The organism is Pedobacter antarcticus, from assembly GCF_900112985.1.
Classification (GTDB): Bacteria; Bacteroidota; Bacteroidia; order Sphingobacteriales; family Sphingobacteriaceae; genus Pedobacter; species Pedobacter antarcticus.
The window spans coordinates 462,836-480,527 of sequence record NZ_FONS01000003.1; the positions used below are offsets into that span (position 1 = coordinate 462,836).

A 17,692-nucleotide genomic window follows, 5' to 3' on the forward strand; every position below is an offset into this window, starting at 1 on the left:
CCTTAAACGTCTAACAAGCTATAATTATTACGAAAATAATACAAATGAAGAACACCTTAGTAATTGATTTAGAAGCAGAAAAGCAAGAAATCCTGAAGCGATACCGTGCCCTCTTGCGTGCCTGTAAGCCAACCATGCAAAAAGGTGATAAGAAGGAGATCCGCAAAGCTTTCGACATGGCGCTTGAAAGCCATAAAGACATGCGCCGTAAATCTGGCGAACCTTATATCTATCATCCAATTGCAGTTGCACAAATCGCTGCTGAGGAAATCGGACTGGGTACTACATCTATCGTTTGTGCCCTGTTGCACGATGTCGTAGAGGATACTGATATTACACTAGAAGATATAGAAAGAGAGTTTGGTAAAAAAACGGCCAGGATTATTGACGGTTTAACCAAAATAGCGGGCGTTTTTGACTACAATAGTTCTCTTCAGGCTGAAAATTTCAGAAAAATGCTGCTCACGCTGGCAGATGACGTCCGCGTTATTCTGATTAAACTGGCAGACCGGCTGCATAATATGCGGACAATGGATTTCATGCCAAGGCATAAGCAGTTAAAAATCGCTTCCGAAACCATTTATCTGTACGCACCACTGGCTCACCGCCTGGGGCTGTATGCGATTAAATCGGAGCTTGAAGATTTGTCCATGAAGTACCTGGAACCGGATACTTATAAATTTATTGCCACAAAACTTAACGAGAAAAAAGCAGAACGTACACTTTTCGTAAAGAGGTTCGTTGAGCCAATCAATGAAATACTTGCGGAGCAGGGCCTGCTGGCTGATATCTATGGCAGGCCAAAGTCTATACATTCCATCTGGAATAAGATGAAAAAGAAAAATATACCTTTTGAAGAGGTTTATGATCTTTTTGCTGTCAGAATTATTCTGGACAGTTCACCTGAAAATGAAAAAGCAGACTGCTGGAAGGCATATTCTATTGTGACAGACCTTTACCGCCCCAATCCGGACCGCTTGAGAGACTGGGTTTCCTCTCCTAAGGGAAATGGGTACGAATCATTGCATACGACTGTTATGGGGCCTAAGGGGCAGTGGGTAGAAGTCCAGATCCGTACGCAGCGGATGAATGAGATTGCAGAGAAAGGATTCGCCGCACATTGGAAATATAAAGAGTCTACCAATGACAATGGTCTGGATCAGTGGATCATGAAAGTAAGGGAAATGCTGAGTAATCCAGAGGCCAATGCACTGGATTTTCTGGATGATTTTAAAATGAACCTGTTCTCTGATGAGATCTTCATCTTTACGCCTAAAGGTGCTTTGATTCAGCTTCCGCTCGGCGCAACCGCACTGGATTTTGCATTTGAAATTCACACAGATGTCGGCGCAAAATGTATAGGTGCTAAAGTAAACCACAAGCTGGTGCCGCTTTCTTATAAATTGCAGAACGGAGATCAGGTAGAGATCATCACTTCCGGCAAGCAAACTCCAAAGGAAGACTGGTTGAATATTGTGGTTACGGCGAAGGCAAAATCCAAGATCAAATCCTCGCTGAAAGAAGAAAAGAGAAAAATTGCAGAGGAAGGTAAAGAAACACTGGAACGCAAGCTTAAATCGCTGAAAATCACTTATAATACAGACAACCTGAACAAAATAAGTTATTTCTTTAAACTGGCTTCGACCCAGGAGCTGTTTATTGCGGTGGCGCAGGGTAAGATCGAACTGAAGGACCTGAAAGAATATGTAGCCAGCGAGAAGGAGATTGAAAACAGAGGTGCAGAAAGAACCGACGGGCAACAAATCGAAGCTTTACTAAACAAGGTTAAAGGGCCTGAATCGTACATTTTACTGATCGGCGAAGATCTGCAGAAAATTGATTACGCCCTTGCCGCCTGCTGTAACCCAATTCCGGGTGACGACGTATTTGGTTTTGTCACCGTAAGCGAAGGAATTAAGATTCACAGGACCAATTGCCCGAATGCTGCACAGCTGATGGCCAACTATGGATATAGGATTGTAAAAGCGAAATGGAACAAACAGCAGGAACTGACATTCCTGACCGGTCTGCATATTATTGGGATCGATGATGTCGGTCTTATAAATAATATTACAAAAGTTATATCGAATGATTTTAAAGTAAATATGCGTTCAATCACTGTGGACACCGATAATGGTATTTTTGACGGGTCGATCAAGATCTTTGTAAACGACAAAGAACACCTGGATAACCTGATAAAAAACCTGTTAGAAGTAAAAGGTGTGACTGGCGTGACCCGATTCGACGCTTAAAGTTTCGAATTTATCATTCGGTTATGTTTAAAAATTGATACCTTTGATTGGAGTTTAAAAACTATGTCTACAAACCATAACAGCGAGTTGGTCAGAAAAATATTTGAAGCCTATCTCGAAAATAAAAGTCTGAGGAAAACGCCTGAGCGTTTTGCTATTCTCGAAGAGATTTATTCCCGTGATGATCATTTTGACGTAGAAACCCTCTACATCCATATGAAAAATCAGAAGTACAGGGTTAGCCGTGCTACCGTGTACAATACCTTGGAATTACTGGTTTCCTGTGACCTGGTTACTAAACATCAGTTTGGTAAAAACATGGCTCAATTCGAGAAATCCTATGGTTATCATCAGCATGACCATGTGATTTGTATTGATTGCGGCAAGGTGGTTGAATTTTGCGACCCCCGCATTCATCAGATTCAATCTATGATTGGTGACCTGTTGAAATTTGACATCAAGCATCATTCCCTGAATATGTATGGAAGCTGTTTCGATTGTTCCGCTAAAGCGACAAAGAAACAACAGGAGGATAAGCAAACCCAACTAACGTAAAGAACAAACACAATTATAATCTTTTCTTAAATTAAAATAATGACGCAAGTAGACGTGCTTCTTGGCCTGCAATGGGGCGATGAAGGCAAAGGAAAAATTGTTGACGTATTAGGTCCGCAATATGATTTGATAGCTCGTTTCCAAGGCGGACCGAATGCCGGGCACACCTTAGAGTTTGATGGCAAAAAGTTTGTTTTAAATACCATTCCTTCTGGTATTTTCAACGAGAAAACCATGAATTTAATCGGTAATGGTGTTGTAATTGATCCGATCATTTTAAAAAGAGAATTAGATAACCTGAAAACTTCTGGTCATGATCCTGTGGCTAACGGCAGACTGGTTATTGCGCGTAAAGCACATTTGATTTTACCTACCCACCAGTTACTGGATGCTGCTAACGAGCAGAAAATGGGAAAGGATAAAATTGGTTCTACTTTAAAAGGTATTGGCCCTACTTATATGGACAAAACAGGTCGTAACGGCCTGCGTGTAGGCGATACTACACTTCCTGACTTTAAAGAACGTTATACTAAACTGGCGAATAAGCATAAAGAACTGCTTTCACATTATAACTTCGAATATGATCTGACGGAAAAAGAAGCAGCTTTCTTTGAAGCGATCGAATTCCTGAAAACTATTCCACATGTAGACAGCGAGCATTTCGTAAATGGCTATCTGAAAGAAGGTAAAAAAGTATTAGCTGAAGGTGCACAAGGTACGTTACTGGATATTGATTTCGGTTCTTATCCGTTTGTAACTTCTTCAAATACAACTACTGCAGGTGCCTGCACAGGTTTAGGTATTGCTCCTAACAAAATTGGCAGCGTTGTAGGGATCTTCAAAGCTTATTGTACTCGTGTCGGCAGCGGGCCATTCCCTACCGAACTGGATAATGAGACAGGTGAAACCCTGCGTCAGGTTGGCCATGAATTTGGCGCAACTACAGGACGTTCAAGACGTTGTGGGTGGATTGACCTTCCAGCTTTAAAATATGCAATCATGCTGAATGGTGTTACTGAAATGGTAATGACCAAAGCAGATGTAATGAATGAGTTTGACACAATTTATGTTTGTACACATTACGAGCACAATGGTGAGAAAATTGATTACATGCCATATGATATCATCTCTATTAAACCAACTCCTGTTCTGAAAGCAATTGAAGGCTGGAAAACTGATATCACAAAAATCACTGAGATTAGTGAGATTCCTGAAAAATTAATGGATTACATTACTTACCTGGAAAAAGAATTAGAAGTTCCGGTAAAATATCTGTCTGTTGGTCCTGACAGGGTTCAGACTATCATCTTACACTAGTATTCAATAAAAGCATAAAAGGCGGCCTGGTGCCGCCTTTTTTATTCCTGTATAATTCCGGATCATCTCCATGGAAATAACAAATCTGATAGACTTTAAAGCAAAAGCGTTGCAATGGGCAGCTGCGTTTGAAGTCTGTTGCTGTTTTGACTCTAATACCTATCCTGACCAGTATTCCCGCTATGACTTCCTGCTTGCGGCCGGCAAACGACGTGAACTGGCTATAAATGCCGGAACTGCATTCGACGCCCTGAAAAGTTTCCGCAAAGAAAGAAATAGCTGGCTGTTTGGATTGCTTGGTTATGACTTGAAAAATGAAACGGAACAACTTAATTCTGCCCACACTGACCATCTCGGGTTCCCCGATCTCTATTTTTTTGAACCTGAATACCTCATCGCCATCAAAAACGGACAGGTAGAGATCCTGGAAGGTCCCGAAAGCCTTGTTATGCTTATTGAGGCTACTCTTTTGCCAGTAACTCCCGCTCTCAGACCTGCTATGGAAATTAAAAGCAGAATGGACAGAAATACTTACCTCGGTAAAGTAGAAGAACTGCGTGACCATATTTTAAGGGGCGATATCTATGAAGTAAATTTCTGTCAGGAATTTTATGCGGAAGCGGCACTGCTGGATCCATTAGCTTTATATTACCGGCTCAACAGCTTGTCCCCTACTCCTTTTTCTGCTTATTTTAAAAGTGGAGCAAAATATATCTTATCGGCCAGCCCGGAACGATACCTCTGTAAACGGGGCTCAAAAGTATTCTCGCAACCAATTAAAGGGACAGCAAAAAGAAGCGGCGACCATAAAAGCGATGAGGCTTTAAAAACAGCACTGCGCAATGATCTGAAGGAACAGGCAGAAAATGTAATGATCGTTGATCTGGTTAGAAATGATCTGACACGTTGTGCTGTACCAGGCTCTGTGCAAGTGGAAGAATTATTTGGTATTTATTCTTTCCCGCAGGTTCACCAGATGATCTCTACGGTAAGCTGTCAGCTGGATCCGTCTGCTGACCCGGTTGACGCCATCCGTCATACTTTCCCTATGGGGTCAATGACAGGTGCTCCCAAGATCAGGGCAATGCAGTTGATTGAAGAAATTGAACTCAGTAAAAGGGGCGCATATTCCGGCGCTATCGGATACCTTGACCCTAATGATGATTTTGACTTTAATGTACTGATCAGGAGTATATTTTATGCTGCTGACGAGCAATATCTATCTTTCCAGGTGGGCGGCGCAATTACCTATGCATCTTCGGCAGCAGCTGAATATGAAGAATGTATTTTGAAAGCTTCAGCGATAGTAGATACCCTTCAGCCTGAGCAGTTGAAAGATTAATAAACAAAAAGAGCTGCCATGGGCAGCTCTTTTTGTTTTATTTTACGGGTTTTCCGGATGTGGACTTGAAATATTTCATTGCTTCCGGCAGATCTTTCTGAATCTGTGCGATCCTTGTTGCATCTGCAGGGTGAGTACTTAAGAATTCAGGTGGTTTCTGTGATCCGCTGCTGACAGCAGCCATCCTTTGCCAGAAACTTACCGCATTACTCGGATTATAACCTGCCATAGACATAAAGATTAAACCCAGATGATCTGCTTCCAGCTCTTGTGTCCTGGAGTTCGGTAACAGGTAGAATCCTTGTGCACCGATACCGTATACCTGGCTGATCACATTTTGTGTAATAGCAGATTTATTTCCTGTAGCAGCACCTAATAAGCCACCAACACCTTCAGCTACTGCAGCTTTAGACGCTCTTTCTGAAGAGTGCTGTGCTATAGCATGTGCGATCTCATGTCCCATTACTGTTGCCAGTCCAGCATCATCTTTAGTTACTGGAAGAATTCCTGAATAGACGGCAACTTTTCCTCCCGGCATACACCAGGCATTCACTTCTTTACTGTCAATAAGATTAAATTCCCATTTGAAACCCTGAATCTGTGAAGCATAACCATTAGCATTCATATACTGCGTTACTGCAGTAGCAATCTTCTGCCCGATGATCTTGACACGCTGCGCATCTGCATTATTTAATATTTTGGTTTCAGGGCTTTTCAGCAGCGTACTGTAACTCTGTGCGGCAGCAGTCTGCATTTCGCTCTCGTTTACAAAGCTAATTCTGGATCTGCCCGAAAGCGGAACCGTGGAACAGGAAGAAGTTAGCATGAGAACGGCTGCTGCTCCTGTAAGTATGGTATGTTTCATTGGTTTATGATTAATTGGAGTCTGGTTTAAAGCAAGAACAATTTTACGTTGCGGATGTTTTCTTTTTGAAAAGATACACCTTTGATTCCTTGCCTTTCAAAAGGCGTTCCAAATTCTTCTGATGGGTAACCAGAACCAGAATACAAACGACCATACTGTAAAGCACCTCTGATTTTATGGTTGAATGTAAGACGAATATGATTCCGAGGGGAAATGTAAAGCCTGCACAAATAGAGCTCAGTGACACATATTTGGTAAGTAGTAAAGTGACTACAAAAACCAACACACACAGCATTGCTGCCGGAAAATTGACTGCCAGAATCATCCCCAATAGCGTCGCTACACCTTTACCTCCGCGAAAACCGGCAAAAACAGGAAATAGATGTCCCATAACCGCAGTAACCCCCAGTGCCAGTTCATAATTTACAAATTGTGAAGAGTTATGGGGCCCGGTAACAGACATTCCAATAAAGTAAGCCAGTTTGGTAGCTGTAAAGCCTTTAGCGATATCAATGATCATAACAGCCAGGCCTGCTTTTGTACCTAATACACGAAATGTATTGGTCGCACCCGCATTTCCACTGCCATATTCCCGCACGTCTATTCCATAAAAAGCCTGACCGAGCCATACCGCTGTAGGTATAGAGCCACACAAATAGGCAAGAATGACTGCTGATATTGAATAAATGGATATCATACCTTAAAAGGCTTTTAAACTCATGTCCAGACTTTTCACGGAATGGGTTAAAGCTCCCATAGAGATATAATCTACACCGCATGCCGCATAATCAGCTATGGTCTCCGGTGTAATTCCACCGGATGCCTCTGTAATATACCTGCCATTAATCGTGTTAACTGCCTTACGTAAATCTGCAAAGCTGAAGTTATCCAGCATAATCCTGTTAACCATTCCCTGGTCCAGAACCTGCTGTAATTCATCCAGATTTCTGACTTCTATTTCTATTTCCAGCTCTTTACCAGTCTGCGTCAGATAGTTATTAGCTGCCACAATTGCTTTCGATATTCCGCCTGCATAATCGACATGATTGTCTTTAATAAGTATCATATCATATAGACCGGTTCTGTGATTAACTCCTCCGCCAATACGGACAGCCCACTTTTCAAGATAGCGTAGCCCTGGTGTAGTTTTACGGGTATCAAGGAGCTGAGTAGAAGTTCCTTTCAGTAATTCAACTGTGTCTCTGGTCTTAGTGGCTATACCACTCATACGCTGCATACAGTTAAGTACAAGTCTTTCTGCAAGTAGTATGGAACGGCTGCTACCGGATACGGTAAATGCAATATCCCCGTATTTTACTTCATCACCATCTTTCATCAGGATTTCAACCTGAAGGTTTTTATCTACTTCGGCAAAAATCTCCAACGCAAGTGTAACTCCTGCAAGGACACCTGGTTCTTTAATCAATAGTTTAGCTTTTCCGGTTGCCCCTTCTGGAATAGTAGAGCGTGAAGTATGGTCGCCATCACCGAGGTCCTCAGCGATAGCATTTTTAATAAATTGGTGTATTAATTCCGTATCCAAATCAAGTATTTTAGATCAAAAATAGCATTTTTACGTAAATTAGTGACACTATTTATCGGGTTCGATTCTTAATTCAGTGATAAAAAAAGTGTTACCTGTCTTTTTGAGCGTCACTGCCACCCGGTACTTGCCCCCTCTGGTGGCCAGCGACAACACACCAAAACGGTAATTTGGGTTCGTATTAATCAAGTGTACAACAGTCGAGCTGACGGGCGGACTCTTGACAAAAAAATCACGGAGGATCTGCTCCGCCTGAGCTTTGGAATAAGAGTCTTCATTATCATTTACAGACAGTTCCACAGCAGGCGCGAAGTTTTTACTGATTTCTTTGGCATTTGCTGATTTGAAAAGCTGCGCAATATTATCGACAATATCCCCCTGAAATAACTCAGGATCGAAGAAATGTGTCAATAAAATCAATACCGGAAAAAAGGATCTAATCATAGATTAAAGATAACAATTTATCGGAACACAAATTATGCCATTTGCATCACATAAATAAGAAATAGATTATCGACCAAACCGCATTAAGGTTATATTTGTTAGGTTAACAATTCGCCGGAACTCAATTCTATATAAAATGAACAATAAAAAAGTAATGCTCCTGATCCTGGACGGCTGGGGTTATGGAAAACAAGATAATTCAGACGCAGCATACGCTGCAAACACCCCATTTTTTGATTCTTTGCTCAAACAATATCCGAACTCTAAACTGGAGGCTTCCGGTGAAGCTGTTGGCCTTCCGGCAGGACAAATGGGAAATTCAGAAGTCGGGCATATGAACCTCGGCGCCGGACGTGTAGTATATCAGGAACTCGGACGGATCAACAAAGCAATTAGCGATGGCTCAATTAAGACCAACCCAACGCTGACAGCAGCTTTCGCCTATGCTAAAAACAACAATAAACCAGTTCATTTTATCGGACTTTTGTCTGATGGTGGAGTGCATGCCCATATTAATCATCTTAAAGGCTTATGTGATGCTGCAGGTGAAGCTGGCTTAAGTAATGTGTTTGTACATGCGTTTCTGGACGGCCGTGATACAGACCCTAATTCAGGTCTGGGTTTCGTCAAAGATCTTCAAAGTCATCTCGCCGGATCAACCGGTAAACTGGCAAGTTTAATTGGAAGATACTATGCAATGGACAGAGATTCACGCTGGGAAAGGGTAAGTCAGGCTTATAATCTGCTTACACATGCGACCGGCGAACAGACCAGCGACCCTATTGCTGCTATAGAAAAATCTTATGCTGACGGTATCACAGATGAATTTATTAATCCAATCGCTGTTACGGGTGCTGACAATAAACCGGTAGCTGTAATCCAGCCGGATGATGTGGTGATCTGTTTCAATTATAGAACTGACCGTGGCCGTGAAATTACCGCAGCTTTAACCCAGAATGATTATCCTGAGTTTAACATGCATAAACTTCCATTATACTATGTGACGATGACCACATATGATGAGAACTTTAAAGATGTTAAAGTAATTTTCACCAAAGATGATTTAACCAATACTCTCGGAGAGGTTCTTGAGCGTAATCATAAAAACCAGATCCGTATTGCGGAGACCGAAAAATATCCGCATGTTACCTTCTTCTTTTCAGGTGGCAGAGAGCTGAAATTTGAGAATGAGAAAAGAATTATGATTCCTTCGCCAAAGGTAGCAACGTATGACCTTCAGCCCGAAATGAGTGCTGCAGGAATTACTGAGGCTATCGTAAAGGAAATGGAAAGTGGCTGGGCAGATTTTATATGTCTGAACTTTGCTAATCCGGACATGGTTGGTCATACGGGTGTTTTCGATGCGGTAGTCAAAGCGGTGGAAACTGCAGATCATTGTGCAGAGACCGTAGTTAAAAAAGGCCTGGAAAACGGATATGCTTTTATCATCCTGGCTGACCATGGTAATTCGGAGTTCATGGTTAACAAAGACGGTTCTGTCAACACTGCTCATACTACTAACCTTGTGCCTTGTATTCTTGTCGGAACGGAATACCAAACTATTGCCGATGGTAAACTCGGTGACATAGCCCCTACTATCCTCAAAATAATGGGTCTTGAAAAACCGGAAATAATGACTGGAAATTCACTGATTTAATGAAATTTATTTTAAAAATTCCGTTAGGCTTACTGATGATGGCTTCGGCCTGCAATAACCGGGAGCCCGGAAAAACTAATGCAGATAAATCTTATTTTGATCTGAAAGGTTATTTTACTGCTGAAGCGTCAAAACTTCAGCAGCAAAATCCGCTGATCAGCAAAACCGTCGTACTGAATGGCAGTCAGGAAGAAAAAAAACTGCAGATTGCAGACTGGTCAAAAGAGCTGAGTATATTTATTGATGCAGATATTAACAAACCAGCCTGGAAGGGTGAATTTACACATACTGTGACCGACAGCCTGGAGTCATACACGACAAAAAGTGAGAAAATCCCTGTCAGAAAAGTAAATCTTCACAAATCGGGTAATACCATCGATGAAATCAATATTATTCTCCACACCAATAATTCTTTATATGACTCTGCCGACACTTTGGTCTACAAGCCAGGTGAGTTATACCAGATTAGTAAATCTCAGAAAATACGGCTGATGGATCAGAAGAACTACCTGATGCGCGGTCTTTTCCCGCAGAAATAAAAAATAATATGATGTTTGATAAACAAAAAAGAGCCATTTCCGATCGGAAATGGCTCTTTTTTGTTAGCTGTATTCGTTAAATAAGCTACGCTTATTTAAGGCTTGAAATCTGAGCTTTTACATAATCAATCAATGAGATAATGTCTTTACGTAAAGGCTGCACAGTTAATACTTTCTGAAAATCTGCAATAGAGTTGTTAAACAGGGCTACGCAAGCTTCCTTCTCTACTTTCTTTTTAATCTTATAAGATTTATAGATCGCATAATCTTTATAAGCTAAGCCTCTGTTCTGCAGCAACTGTGTATCTTCTTCGCCGTTAATCTCAATTGCTTTCGTGAAATCTTTAATTGCAGACTGATAGAAGTTCTCCCGCATCTGATTGAGCGATTCTTTCGGATCATTAGCTACATTTTGTCTGGCTTTACCACGATAGTAATAAGCAGAGTAATCTGCCGGCTTAATAGTAATTAGCCTGCTGTAAGTCTCTATTGAATTTTCAAAATCACCGCACTGAAAGTACGAATAGCCCAACATCTTTAACACGCTTGGACTACTTGGTGTTTTGGCATCAGCTTTTTCTAATTGTGCAACTGCTCCTTTGTAATCACCTTTCATCATAGCCTGCATACCTAATTTATCATATCCACCGCTCTGGGCGTATCCTGAATAGGCTGATAATACGAACAATATGACAAGTGCTTTTTTAATGTTATTCATCAATGGTTAATTATAAAAAAATAAAGATATAAAATCGTTGTAATTTGATACTAAAATCCGGGTGTTTTATTTACATCACTCTGTTTAACGTCAAAAACAAGATATTATGATAACCAAAGCAATTTAAATTAAACAAGCTGACTTTTTAACAGGCAATTGAATTAATTCAGGCTTTGGCACAACAGTTGAAATTATAAGCTATCATATAGAATTACAATTTTCATAAACGGCATACTGTCAGAATGTCGTTTTTTTACTTTAGAAAGGCCTATTAATGAGTATAAAAGATCAATTTGATTTTGGCAATGCACTACCTATCATAAATGAAGACACTGAATTTTTCCCGCTAATGTCCCAACAGGATGAAGATGAGATGAATAACGAAGATACGCCCGAGATTTTAGCTATACTTCCACTGCGGAATACAGTTTTATTTCCAGGCGTTGTCATTCCAATCACCGTCGGAAGGGATAAGTCTATCAAGCTTATTAAAGAAGCTTATAAAGGGGATAAGATCATTGGTGTTGTCTCCCAGACAGATGTGTCTATTGAGGATCCTACATTTGATCAGTTAAATAAGGTCGGTACGGTTGCCCATATTATAAAAATGCTGCAGATGCCCGATGGTAACACAACTGTCATTATCCAGGGAAAACAGCGCTTCCGTCTGATTGAAGAAATTCAGTCTGACCCATATATTAAAGTAACCATCAGTAAATTTGATGAGGTTAAATTCAAGAAAGACAAAGAGTTTAAAGCTCTTGTTGCGTCTATCCGTGAAATGTCCTCGCAGATAATCCAGCTCTCGCCTAATATTCCTAGCGAAGCAGCAATGGCACTTAAAAACATCGAAAGCACTTCTTTTCTAATCAATTTCATCTCTTCTAATATGAATGCAGATGTTAAAGACAAACAGAAAATGCTCCAGATGGATAATCTGAGAGAGCGTGCGCTGATGGTCATGGAATTACTCACTCTGGAACTGCAGATGCTGGAATTAAAAAACCAGATTCAGCATAAGGTCCGGACAGATCTGGATAAACAACAACGTGATTATTTCTTAAATCAGCAACTAAAAACTATCCAGGAAGAACTGGGTGGAAATTCTTCTGACCTGGAATATGAAGCGCTGGAAACCAGAGCTAAAAAGAAAAAATGGTCGGTAGAGGTTAAGGGTCACTTCAACAAAGAGCTGGAGAAACTGGGCCGTATGAATCCTGCTGCGCCGGATTATTCTATTCAGATGAATTACCTGGAATTACTGCTGGATCTGCCATGGGGTGATTTCACTAAAGATAATTTTGATCTTAAGCGTGCGCAGCGTGTGCTGGATAAGGATCATTTCGGACTGGAGAAAGTTAAACAGCGTATTATTGAATACCTGGCTGTTCTTAAACTGAAAAAAGATATGAAAGCGCCTATACTTTGTCTGGTAGGCCCTCCGGGAGTTGGTAAAACATCTCTGGGTAAGTCTATTGCCAAAGCTTTGAACCGTAAATATGTTCGTATGGCGCTTGGTGGTATCAGGGATGAAGCCGAAATACGAGGACACCGGAAGACATATATTGGTGCAATGCCCGGCAGAATTATTCAGTCTATTAAAAAAGCTGGTGCTGCTAATCCGGTTTTTGTATTGGACGAAATTGATAAAGTTGGGTCTGATTTCAGGGGTGACCCTTCTTCTGCCCTGCTGGAAGTACTGGATCCGGAACAAAACAGCGCCTTCAACGACCATTATGTGGAAGCTGATTACGATCTGTCGAATGTTTTATTTATTGCAACAGCCAATTCACTAAGTACTATTCAGCCAGCTTTACTGGACAGGATGGAGATTATTGAAGTGAATGGCTATACGATAGAAGAAAAAATCGAAATCGCAAAAAAATATCTGCTCCCTAAACAAAAGGAACAGCACGGTATCAAAACGAAAGATATCACCTTACGTTCTGCACTGATTGAAAAGGTTATCGAGGATTATACACGTGAATCTGGTGTACGTGGCCTGGAGAAAAAAATAGGCTCACTGGTCCGTGGAATCGCGACCAAAATCGCTATGGAAGAACCTTACGAACCGGCATTAACAAACGCCGATGTGGAGCGTATTCTTGGTGCCCCGATCTACGATAAGGACCTTTACGAAGGAAATGAAGTTGCCGGTGTCGTAACAGGTTTAGCCTGGACACAGGTTGGTGGAGATATTCTTTTTATCGAAGCTAGTCTGAGCCCGGGAAAAGGAAAACTGACACTGACAGGTAATCTTGGTGATGTCATGAAAGAATCTGCAGTAATTGCCCTTGCCTATCTTCGTGCCCATGCGGATCAATTCGGAATTGCTTTCGAATTATTTGATAAGTGGGATGTTCATGTTCACGTTCCTGCCGGTGCTACACCGAAAGATGGTCCGTCTGCCGGGATTACGATGTTAACTGCACTAACGTCTGCATTTACACAACGTAAAGTTAAATCTAACCTGGCAATGACTGGTGAGATTACCCTTCGCGGGAAAGTATTGCCAGTTGGCGGTATCAAGGAAAAAATCCTTGCGGCGAAGCGTGCAAATATCAAAGAAATTATTCTTTGCAAATCGAATCGTAAGGATATTCTGGAAATTAAAGAAAGTTATATCAAAGACCTGAATTTCCACTACGTTACGGAAATGAGAGAAGTAGTTGAACTGGCTTTAATGAAAGATCAGGTTAAAAATCCTCAGAATCTGACAATAAATACTAAATCGGACACAATCTGATTTTAAAGATATAAATTAGAGCCCCGGTAAACCGGGGCTTTTTTTTTGAATTCACATGAAATATTACAGATACTTATCGTTCTTCTTTCTGATCCTTTTGGGCTGCTCTGCTCAAGCACAAAATTTTAAGAATGAACTGGGCTTTAACAGTGATAATGATTCTTACCTCGGACAGGGATCTGACCGTTATTATACGAATGGCCTTTTTCTGAATTTCAGACATGCTCCTGATCAGCAGCAGCTGAAAGAAGGTTTGGAGAAAAAGATTTATTCTTTCACACTCGGACAACAGATGTTTAACCCTTATTCGGGTTACGCCCCTGATCCGGCAAAGCAGGATCGTCCATTTGCAGGATATCTTTTTGCAGAAGCCGGTTTACAACTTTTATACAGCAATGAGAGTATACTGAAAACGAAAGTACAGGTAGGAACAACGGGAAAAAACTCTTTAGCAGAAGCTGGTCAGAAATTGCTCCATAAAACTTTTGGGTTCTATGAAACCGGTGGCTGGGATCAGCAAATCAGAAATGAACTGGCCATAAATTTATCTGCGCAATACACACGCCTCTTAACCAGGTTCGCGGAAGACGCAGTGGATTTGTCACTGGACAGCTACGCCAATCTGGGGACAACTTTCAGTGGTGCAGGAGCAGGACTTCTTATCCGGACAGGAAAAATTAACCAGCTTTTTAACGCTGCATACAGCAATGCAGTGATTGGTAACCAGCCTAAAACTAAGGCTTTGGTTAAACATGAAATCTTCTTCTATGCCAGGCCGCAAATTAATGTCGTAGCTTATGATGCCACCATACAGGGAAGTATGTTCAATAATAGCAGCCCGGTTACTTTTGGTGCAAAACCGATTGTATTCAGTCAATTATTGGGCATTAACTATAGCTCTCAGCGCTTTAGTGCAGATTACAGTATGACATTTAAAACTAAAGAGGTTAAAAGTAGTGCTGCTGCCCACCAGTTTGGCACAATCAGCCTTGCCTACAGGTTTAACTAATACTAATCATGCACCGGTGGCCTTTTACGGGTTTCTTTCCTGGCAGAGAGATTTTTCTTATCACTCCGGCGCTTAAGTACTACACCACGCGGTATTTTTGTCGGCTTACGTATTTTACTGACATGTAAGCCAGAAATAATTAAGGAAATTAGCTTTTCTGCCGCCCGCTCTTTATTCTGCAGCTGACTGCGGTCTTCCTGACAGATAACATGTAACTGATCTTCCTGGTCTATTCTGAAAGCCAGTCTTTCACGCAGTAAGGATTTCTCTTCTGTGGTTAGGAAATCTGCACTTTCGAGATGGAGAATAAGCTCCACCTTACTAGACACCTTATTTACATGCTGCCCCCCTTTCCCACCGCTTCGGGAAGTTTTTACTTTAACCGCATTGAATATGCTTTCTTTATCAGGTATCATTTGTCAAAAATACTAACTTTGAACCATATGAGAAAAAATCTTGTGGTAGCCATAGATGGCTATTCTTCATGCGGCAAGAGCACTTTAGCAAAAGCACTCGCCAAAAAGCTTGGTTTTATATATATTGACAGCGGTGCTATGTATCGTGCTGTTACGCTCTATTTTATTAGAAACCAGATCAGTTGTGCGGATGAGCTTGCCGTCGCGGATGCACTGCAGCATATCGAACTGAATTTTCATGCGCGCGATTATGAATCTCATATCACACTGAACGGTGAAGAGGTATCGGAGGAAATCAGACAAATGCCTGTTTCGGAAAATGTCAGTGAAGTTTCTGCCCAAAAACTGGTTCGCCGGGAAATGGTCAGACAGCAGCAGCGTATGGGCAAGTCTAAAAACATTGTTATGGACGGAAGAGATATCGGTACCACCGTATTTCCTGACGCACAAATCAAGTTTTTCATGACCGCCGACCCAAAGGTACGTGCTGAACGCAGGTTTAGAGAATTACAATCTAAAGGAGATACAACGACTTCCCTGGAAAATGTATTTGAAAATATTGCGCACCGCGATTATGCTGACACCACAAGAACGGAAAGTCCCCTGGTACGCGCAGATGATGCTATTATACTCGACAACACAAAAATTACGCCGCAAGAGCAGCTCAACTTTGCACTCGATAAAGTAAAAGCGGCCATACCACCGGTAAATCCGGATAAGAATTAATGTTTAAAAGAAAAGGGCCAGTGAATTTGGCCCTTTTCTTTTAATATCTGCTATTTATGGGTTCCACCATACTTTGGCAGTAATAATATCGTCATTACCTTGTTTATCGGCCTGCGCTCCATTGGTTTGCCTTTCTGACTCCGGATACATCAGGCGTAATGGTCTTGCATCTGATGATGGTGCCTGAAGACTGTTCGGAATATCGGGAAATCCTGTCCTGCGGAAATCACTCCATGCCTCCATACTGCTAATACTATTCAAAGCCAGCCATTTTTGTTCGATAATCCGTTGGACCGGATTTGCTGCTGAGGTTAAAGTTACACTGGTTTGCTGCAGATAAGTGTTGATCTCGGGCTGCGTAACCGTCAGATACTTCATCGATTCCTGTATAGCAGCCTGGTAATAAGTCTGGCTGCTTCCCCCGATCCAACCGCGCTGTGCAGCTTCTGCCTGAAGGAAAAGACTTTCAAAAGAGCTAAGCAACACCGAGGGCTGATCGAAGCTTTTAAATAATCCTGCCGGCTTATTATCATTTTCTACCGGGCCACGAAATGCAGAGGTATTTGACGCATTATATTGATCTTCTACTTGCGGATTTCCAAATAAAACACCTTTGTAAGCGCCTTTTACAGGCACATAAATTTTATCCAGTCTCGGATCATTTAACGACTCGTATTTATTAATCACATAAACTGTAGGACGGATACTTAAATGGTTAGTGGTCTGCCCGCCTGCATTCCGATAATTACTTTCCCAGAATGGATTCATCTTTCCATTGGTATTCAGATAACCAGGTCTGGCCAGTGCGCTCTCTCCTGCATTTAGAAATCCACTTCCTTCTTGCACGATTCGCTCAATCTCAGTTTTAATGTAAGCTTCGTTGTTGGCTTCTGACTGACGCAATAACCCTCTTAATTTAATGGTATTGGCAAATTTTGTCCAAAGTGTTTTGTTACCGGCAAATATAACATCTGCCTGTGCCGGAGTACCAGCTGGTGAAGCAGCTTTGATATCTTGAATACCATCGGTAATTAACTGTATAGATTTCTCATAAACTGATTTACCGGACTCGTAAGTTGGTGTGATAAACTGCGTGCCTTGTAATGCTTCCTCAAAAGGTACATTATTATAAAGGTCTACCAAGCGCATAAAATGCCAGCCCTGCATGATTTTAGCTATACCGCTATAATAAAGTGCATTTTCCTGAATAGCTTGTTTTTTAATGAGTTCGTAATATAATAAGGTATTATAACTGCCTTCCCAAATCTGAATGCCGTCACGTGTTCCGCGAATAGCAACTCCATTATAGGTTTTCTCCTTAAAAAACAGATTGGTTCCTTCACTTGTAGTACCCCAATAACCGCCCCAAAGAGCAGTAAGCTGGTTTATTTGTCCTGTTTCCTGATTAACGGTGCTGATTAATGCCGCCGGCAATTTAGCACTCAGTGTTAAATTTTCAGAAACGGGTGAATTAGGGTTATCATTAACATCCAGAAATTTCTTGCAGGAACCCAGACTGAGCAGTCCTGCGGTTAGTATAGTATATTGTAAGATCTTCATATT

At 41.4% G+C, this 17,692-nt stretch carries 16 protein-coding genes; 9 read left to right on the forward strand and 7 right to left on the reverse strand.

What is annotated here, in order from left to right; genetic code table 11:
- The first annotated feature begins 44 nt into the window (after positions 1-44).
- The 4 genes from BM192_RS09605 (at position 45) to BM192_RS09620 (ending at position 5,466) form a co-directional block, all read left to right on the forward strand.
- Positions 45-2,252 (forward strand): RelA/SpoT family protein, encoded by a 2,208-nt coding sequence (locus BM192_RS09605; RefSeq protein ID WP_074963966.1) that lies wholly within the window; start codon positions 45-47, stop codon positions 2,250-2,252.
- Positions 2,253-2,315: 63 nt separating this feature from the next.
- Entirely contained in the window at positions 2,316-2,807 is a 492-nt protein-coding gene (locus BM192_RS09610) for a Fur family transcriptional regulator (RefSeq protein ID WP_037442778.1), read from the forward strand.
- Positions 2,808-2,846: 39 nt separating this feature from the next.
- Positions 2,847-4,124: an adenylosuccinate synthase gene (locus tag BM192_RS09615; protein ID WP_074590258.1), complete on the forward strand. Its 1,278-nt coding sequence runs from the start codon at positions 2,847-2,849 to the stop codon at positions 4,122-4,124.
- A 70-nt stretch (positions 4,125-4,194) separates the two neighbouring features.
- The gene (locus BM192_RS09620) at positions 4,195-5,466 is read left to right on the forward strand and encodes an anthranilate synthase component I family protein (protein WP_037442501.1); all 1,272 of its coding nucleotides are present in this window, start codon (positions 4,195-4,197) and stop codon (positions 5,464-5,466) included.
- A gap of 37 nt (positions 5,467-5,503) precedes the next feature.
- Here the strand turns inward: BM192_RS09620 and BM192_RS09625 are convergent, their stop codons facing one another.
- From BM192_RS09625 to BM192_RS09640, 4 genes are read right to left on the reverse strand one after another with little or no spacing between them, the layout of a single operon-like run.
- Positions 5,504-6,331, reverse strand: a complete 828-nt coding sequence (locus tag BM192_RS09625; protein ID WP_037442503.1) for a M48 family metallopeptidase — start codon at positions 6,329-6,331, stop codon at positions 5,504-5,506.
- Between the two features lie 43 nt (positions 6,332-6,374).
- Positions 6,375-7,028: a glycerol-3-phosphate 1-O-acyltransferase PlsY gene (gene plsY / locus BM192_RS09630; protein WP_037442505.1), complete on the reverse strand. Its 654-nt coding sequence runs from the start codon at positions 7,026-7,028 to the stop codon at positions 6,375-6,377.
- 3 nt (positions 7,029-7,031) lie between these two features.
- Positions 7,032-7,874, reverse strand: coding sequence for a carboxylating nicotinate-nucleotide diphosphorylase (gene nadC, locus BM192_RS09635; RefSeq protein WP_037442507.1), 843 nt, complete (start codon positions 7,872-7,874; stop codon positions 7,032-7,034).
- Between the two features lie 48 nt (positions 7,875-7,922).
- Entirely contained in the window at positions 7,923-8,318 is a 396-nt protein-coding gene (locus tag BM192_RS09640; RefSeq protein WP_037442509.1) for a DUF4783 domain-containing protein, read from the reverse strand.
- 136 nt (positions 8,319-8,454) lie between these two features.
- Here BM192_RS09640 and gpmI point away from each other — a divergent pair, with 136 nt between their 5' ends.
- Both gpmI and BM192_RS09650 read left to right on the forward strand, forming a co-directional pair.
- Complete coding sequence (gpmI, locus tag BM192_RS09645) at positions 8,455-9,975, forward strand: 2,3-bisphosphoglycerate-independent phosphoglycerate mutase (protein WP_037442511.1); 1,521 nt, start codon at positions 8,455-8,457, stop codon at positions 9,973-9,975.
- Entirely contained in the window at positions 9,975-10,514 is a 540-nt protein-coding gene (locus BM192_RS09650) for a hypothetical protein (RefSeq protein WP_037442512.1), read from the forward strand. Before gpmI ends, BM192_RS09650 begins: the two co-directional genes overlap by 1 nt.
- Before the next feature lie 91 nt (positions 10,515-10,605).
- Here the strand turns inward: BM192_RS09650 and BM192_RS09655 are convergent, their stop codons facing one another.
- A complete protein-coding gene (locus BM192_RS09655) occupies positions 10,606-11,232 on the reverse strand; it encodes a tetratricopeptide repeat protein (protein ID WP_037441431.1) in 627 nt (208 codons plus the stop codon).
- Between the two features lie 274 nt (positions 11,233-11,506).
- Here BM192_RS09655 and lon point away from each other — a divergent pair, with 274 nt between their 5' ends.
- Together lon and BM192_RS09665 are read left to right on the forward strand one after the other, a co-directional pair.
- Entirely contained in the window at positions 11,507-13,978 is a 2,472-nt protein-coding gene (gene lon / locus BM192_RS09660) for an endopeptidase La (RefSeq protein WP_037441432.1), read from the forward strand.
- A gap of 55 nt (positions 13,979-14,033) precedes the next feature.
- On the forward strand, positions 14,034-14,987 hold the full coding sequence (locus BM192_RS09665; protein ID WP_037441433.1) for a lipid A deacylase LpxR family protein: 954 nt from the start codon (positions 14,034-14,036) through the stop codon (positions 14,985-14,987).
- Between the two features lie 2 nt (positions 14,988-14,989).
- On the opposite strand, the gene BM192_RS09670 is transcribed toward BM192_RS09665, so the two are convergent.
- A complete protein-coding gene (locus BM192_RS09670) occupies positions 14,990-15,403 on the reverse strand; it encodes a peptide chain release factor-like protein (RefSeq protein WP_037441435.1) in 414 nt (137 codons plus the stop codon).
- 27 nt (positions 15,404-15,430) lie between these two features.
- Here BM192_RS09670 and cmk point away from each other — a divergent pair, with 27 nt between their 5' ends.
- Positions 15,431-16,129, forward strand: coding sequence for a (d)CMP kinase (cmk, locus tag BM192_RS09675; RefSeq protein ID WP_037441437.1), 699 nt, complete (start codon positions 15,431-15,433; stop codon positions 16,127-16,129).
- 54 nt (positions 16,130-16,183) lie between these two features.
- On the opposite strand, the gene BM192_RS09680 is transcribed toward cmk, so the two are convergent.
- Complete coding sequence (locus BM192_RS09680) at positions 16,184-17,689, reverse strand: SusD/RagB family nutrient-binding outer membrane lipoprotein (protein ID WP_074963967.1); 1,506 nt, start codon at positions 17,687-17,689, stop codon at positions 16,184-16,186.
- Between the last annotated feature and the right edge of the window lie 3 nt (positions 17,690-17,692).

What these genes read in the sequence shown, in the direction of transcription:
- cmk (WP_037441437.1), top strand. Translation starts at nt 15,431, where the DNA reads ATGAGAAAAAATCTTGTGGTAGCCATAGATGGCTATTCTTCATGCGGC.
- plsY (WP_037442505.1), bottom strand. Translation starts at nt 7,028, where the DNA reads ATGATATCCATTTATTCAATATCAGCAGTCATTCTTGCCTATTTGTGT.
- BM192_RS09670 (WP_037441435.1), bottom strand. Translation starts at nt 15,403, where the DNA reads ATGATACCTGATAAAGAAAGCATATTCAATGCGGTTAAAGTAAAAACT.
- BM192_RS09605 (WP_074963966.1), top strand. Translation starts at nt 45, where the DNA reads ATGAAGAACACCTTAGTAATTGATTTAGAAGCAGAAAAGCAAGAAATC.
- BM192_RS09650 (WP_037442512.1), top strand. Translation starts at nt 9,975, where the DNA reads ATGAAATTTATTTTAAAAATTCCGTTAGGCTTACTGATGATGGCTTCG.
- BM192_RS09610 (WP_037442778.1), top strand. Translation starts at nt 2,316, where the DNA reads ATGTCTACAAACCATAACAGCGAGTTGGTCAGAAAAATATTTGAAGCC.
- BM192_RS09620 (WP_037442501.1), top strand. Translation starts at nt 4,195, where the DNA reads ATGGAAATAACAAATCTGATAGACTTTAAAGCAAAAGCGTTGCAATGG.
- BM192_RS09625 (WP_037442503.1), bottom strand. Translation starts at nt 6,331, where the DNA reads ATGAAACATACCATACTTACAGGAGCAGCAGCCGTTCTCATGCTAACT.
- BM192_RS09680 (WP_074963967.1), bottom strand. Translation starts at nt 17,689, where the DNA reads ATGAAGATCTTACAATATACTATACTAACCGCAGGACTGCTCAGTCTG.
- BM192_RS09615 (WP_074590258.1), top strand. Translation starts at nt 2,847, where the DNA reads ATGACGCAAGTAGACGTGCTTCTTGGCCTGCAATGGGGCGATGAAGGC.
- BM192_RS09640 (WP_037442509.1), bottom strand. Translation starts at nt 8,318, where the DNA reads ATGATTAGATCCTTTTTTCCGGTATTGATTTTATTGACACATTTCTTC.
- BM192_RS09665 (WP_037441433.1), top strand. Translation starts at nt 14,034, where the DNA reads ATGAAATATTACAGATACTTATCGTTCTTCTTTCTGATCCTTTTGGGC.
- lon (WP_037441432.1), top strand. Translation starts at nt 11,507, where the DNA reads ATGAGTATAAAAGATCAATTTGATTTTGGCAATGCACTACCTATCATA.
- gpmI (WP_037442511.1), top strand. Translation starts at nt 8,455, where the DNA reads ATGAACAATAAAAAAGTAATGCTCCTGATCCTGGACGGCTGGGGTTAT.
- BM192_RS09655 (WP_037441431.1), bottom strand. Translation starts at nt 11,232, where the DNA reads ATGAATAACATTAAAAAAGCACTTGTCATATTGTTCGTATTATCAGCC.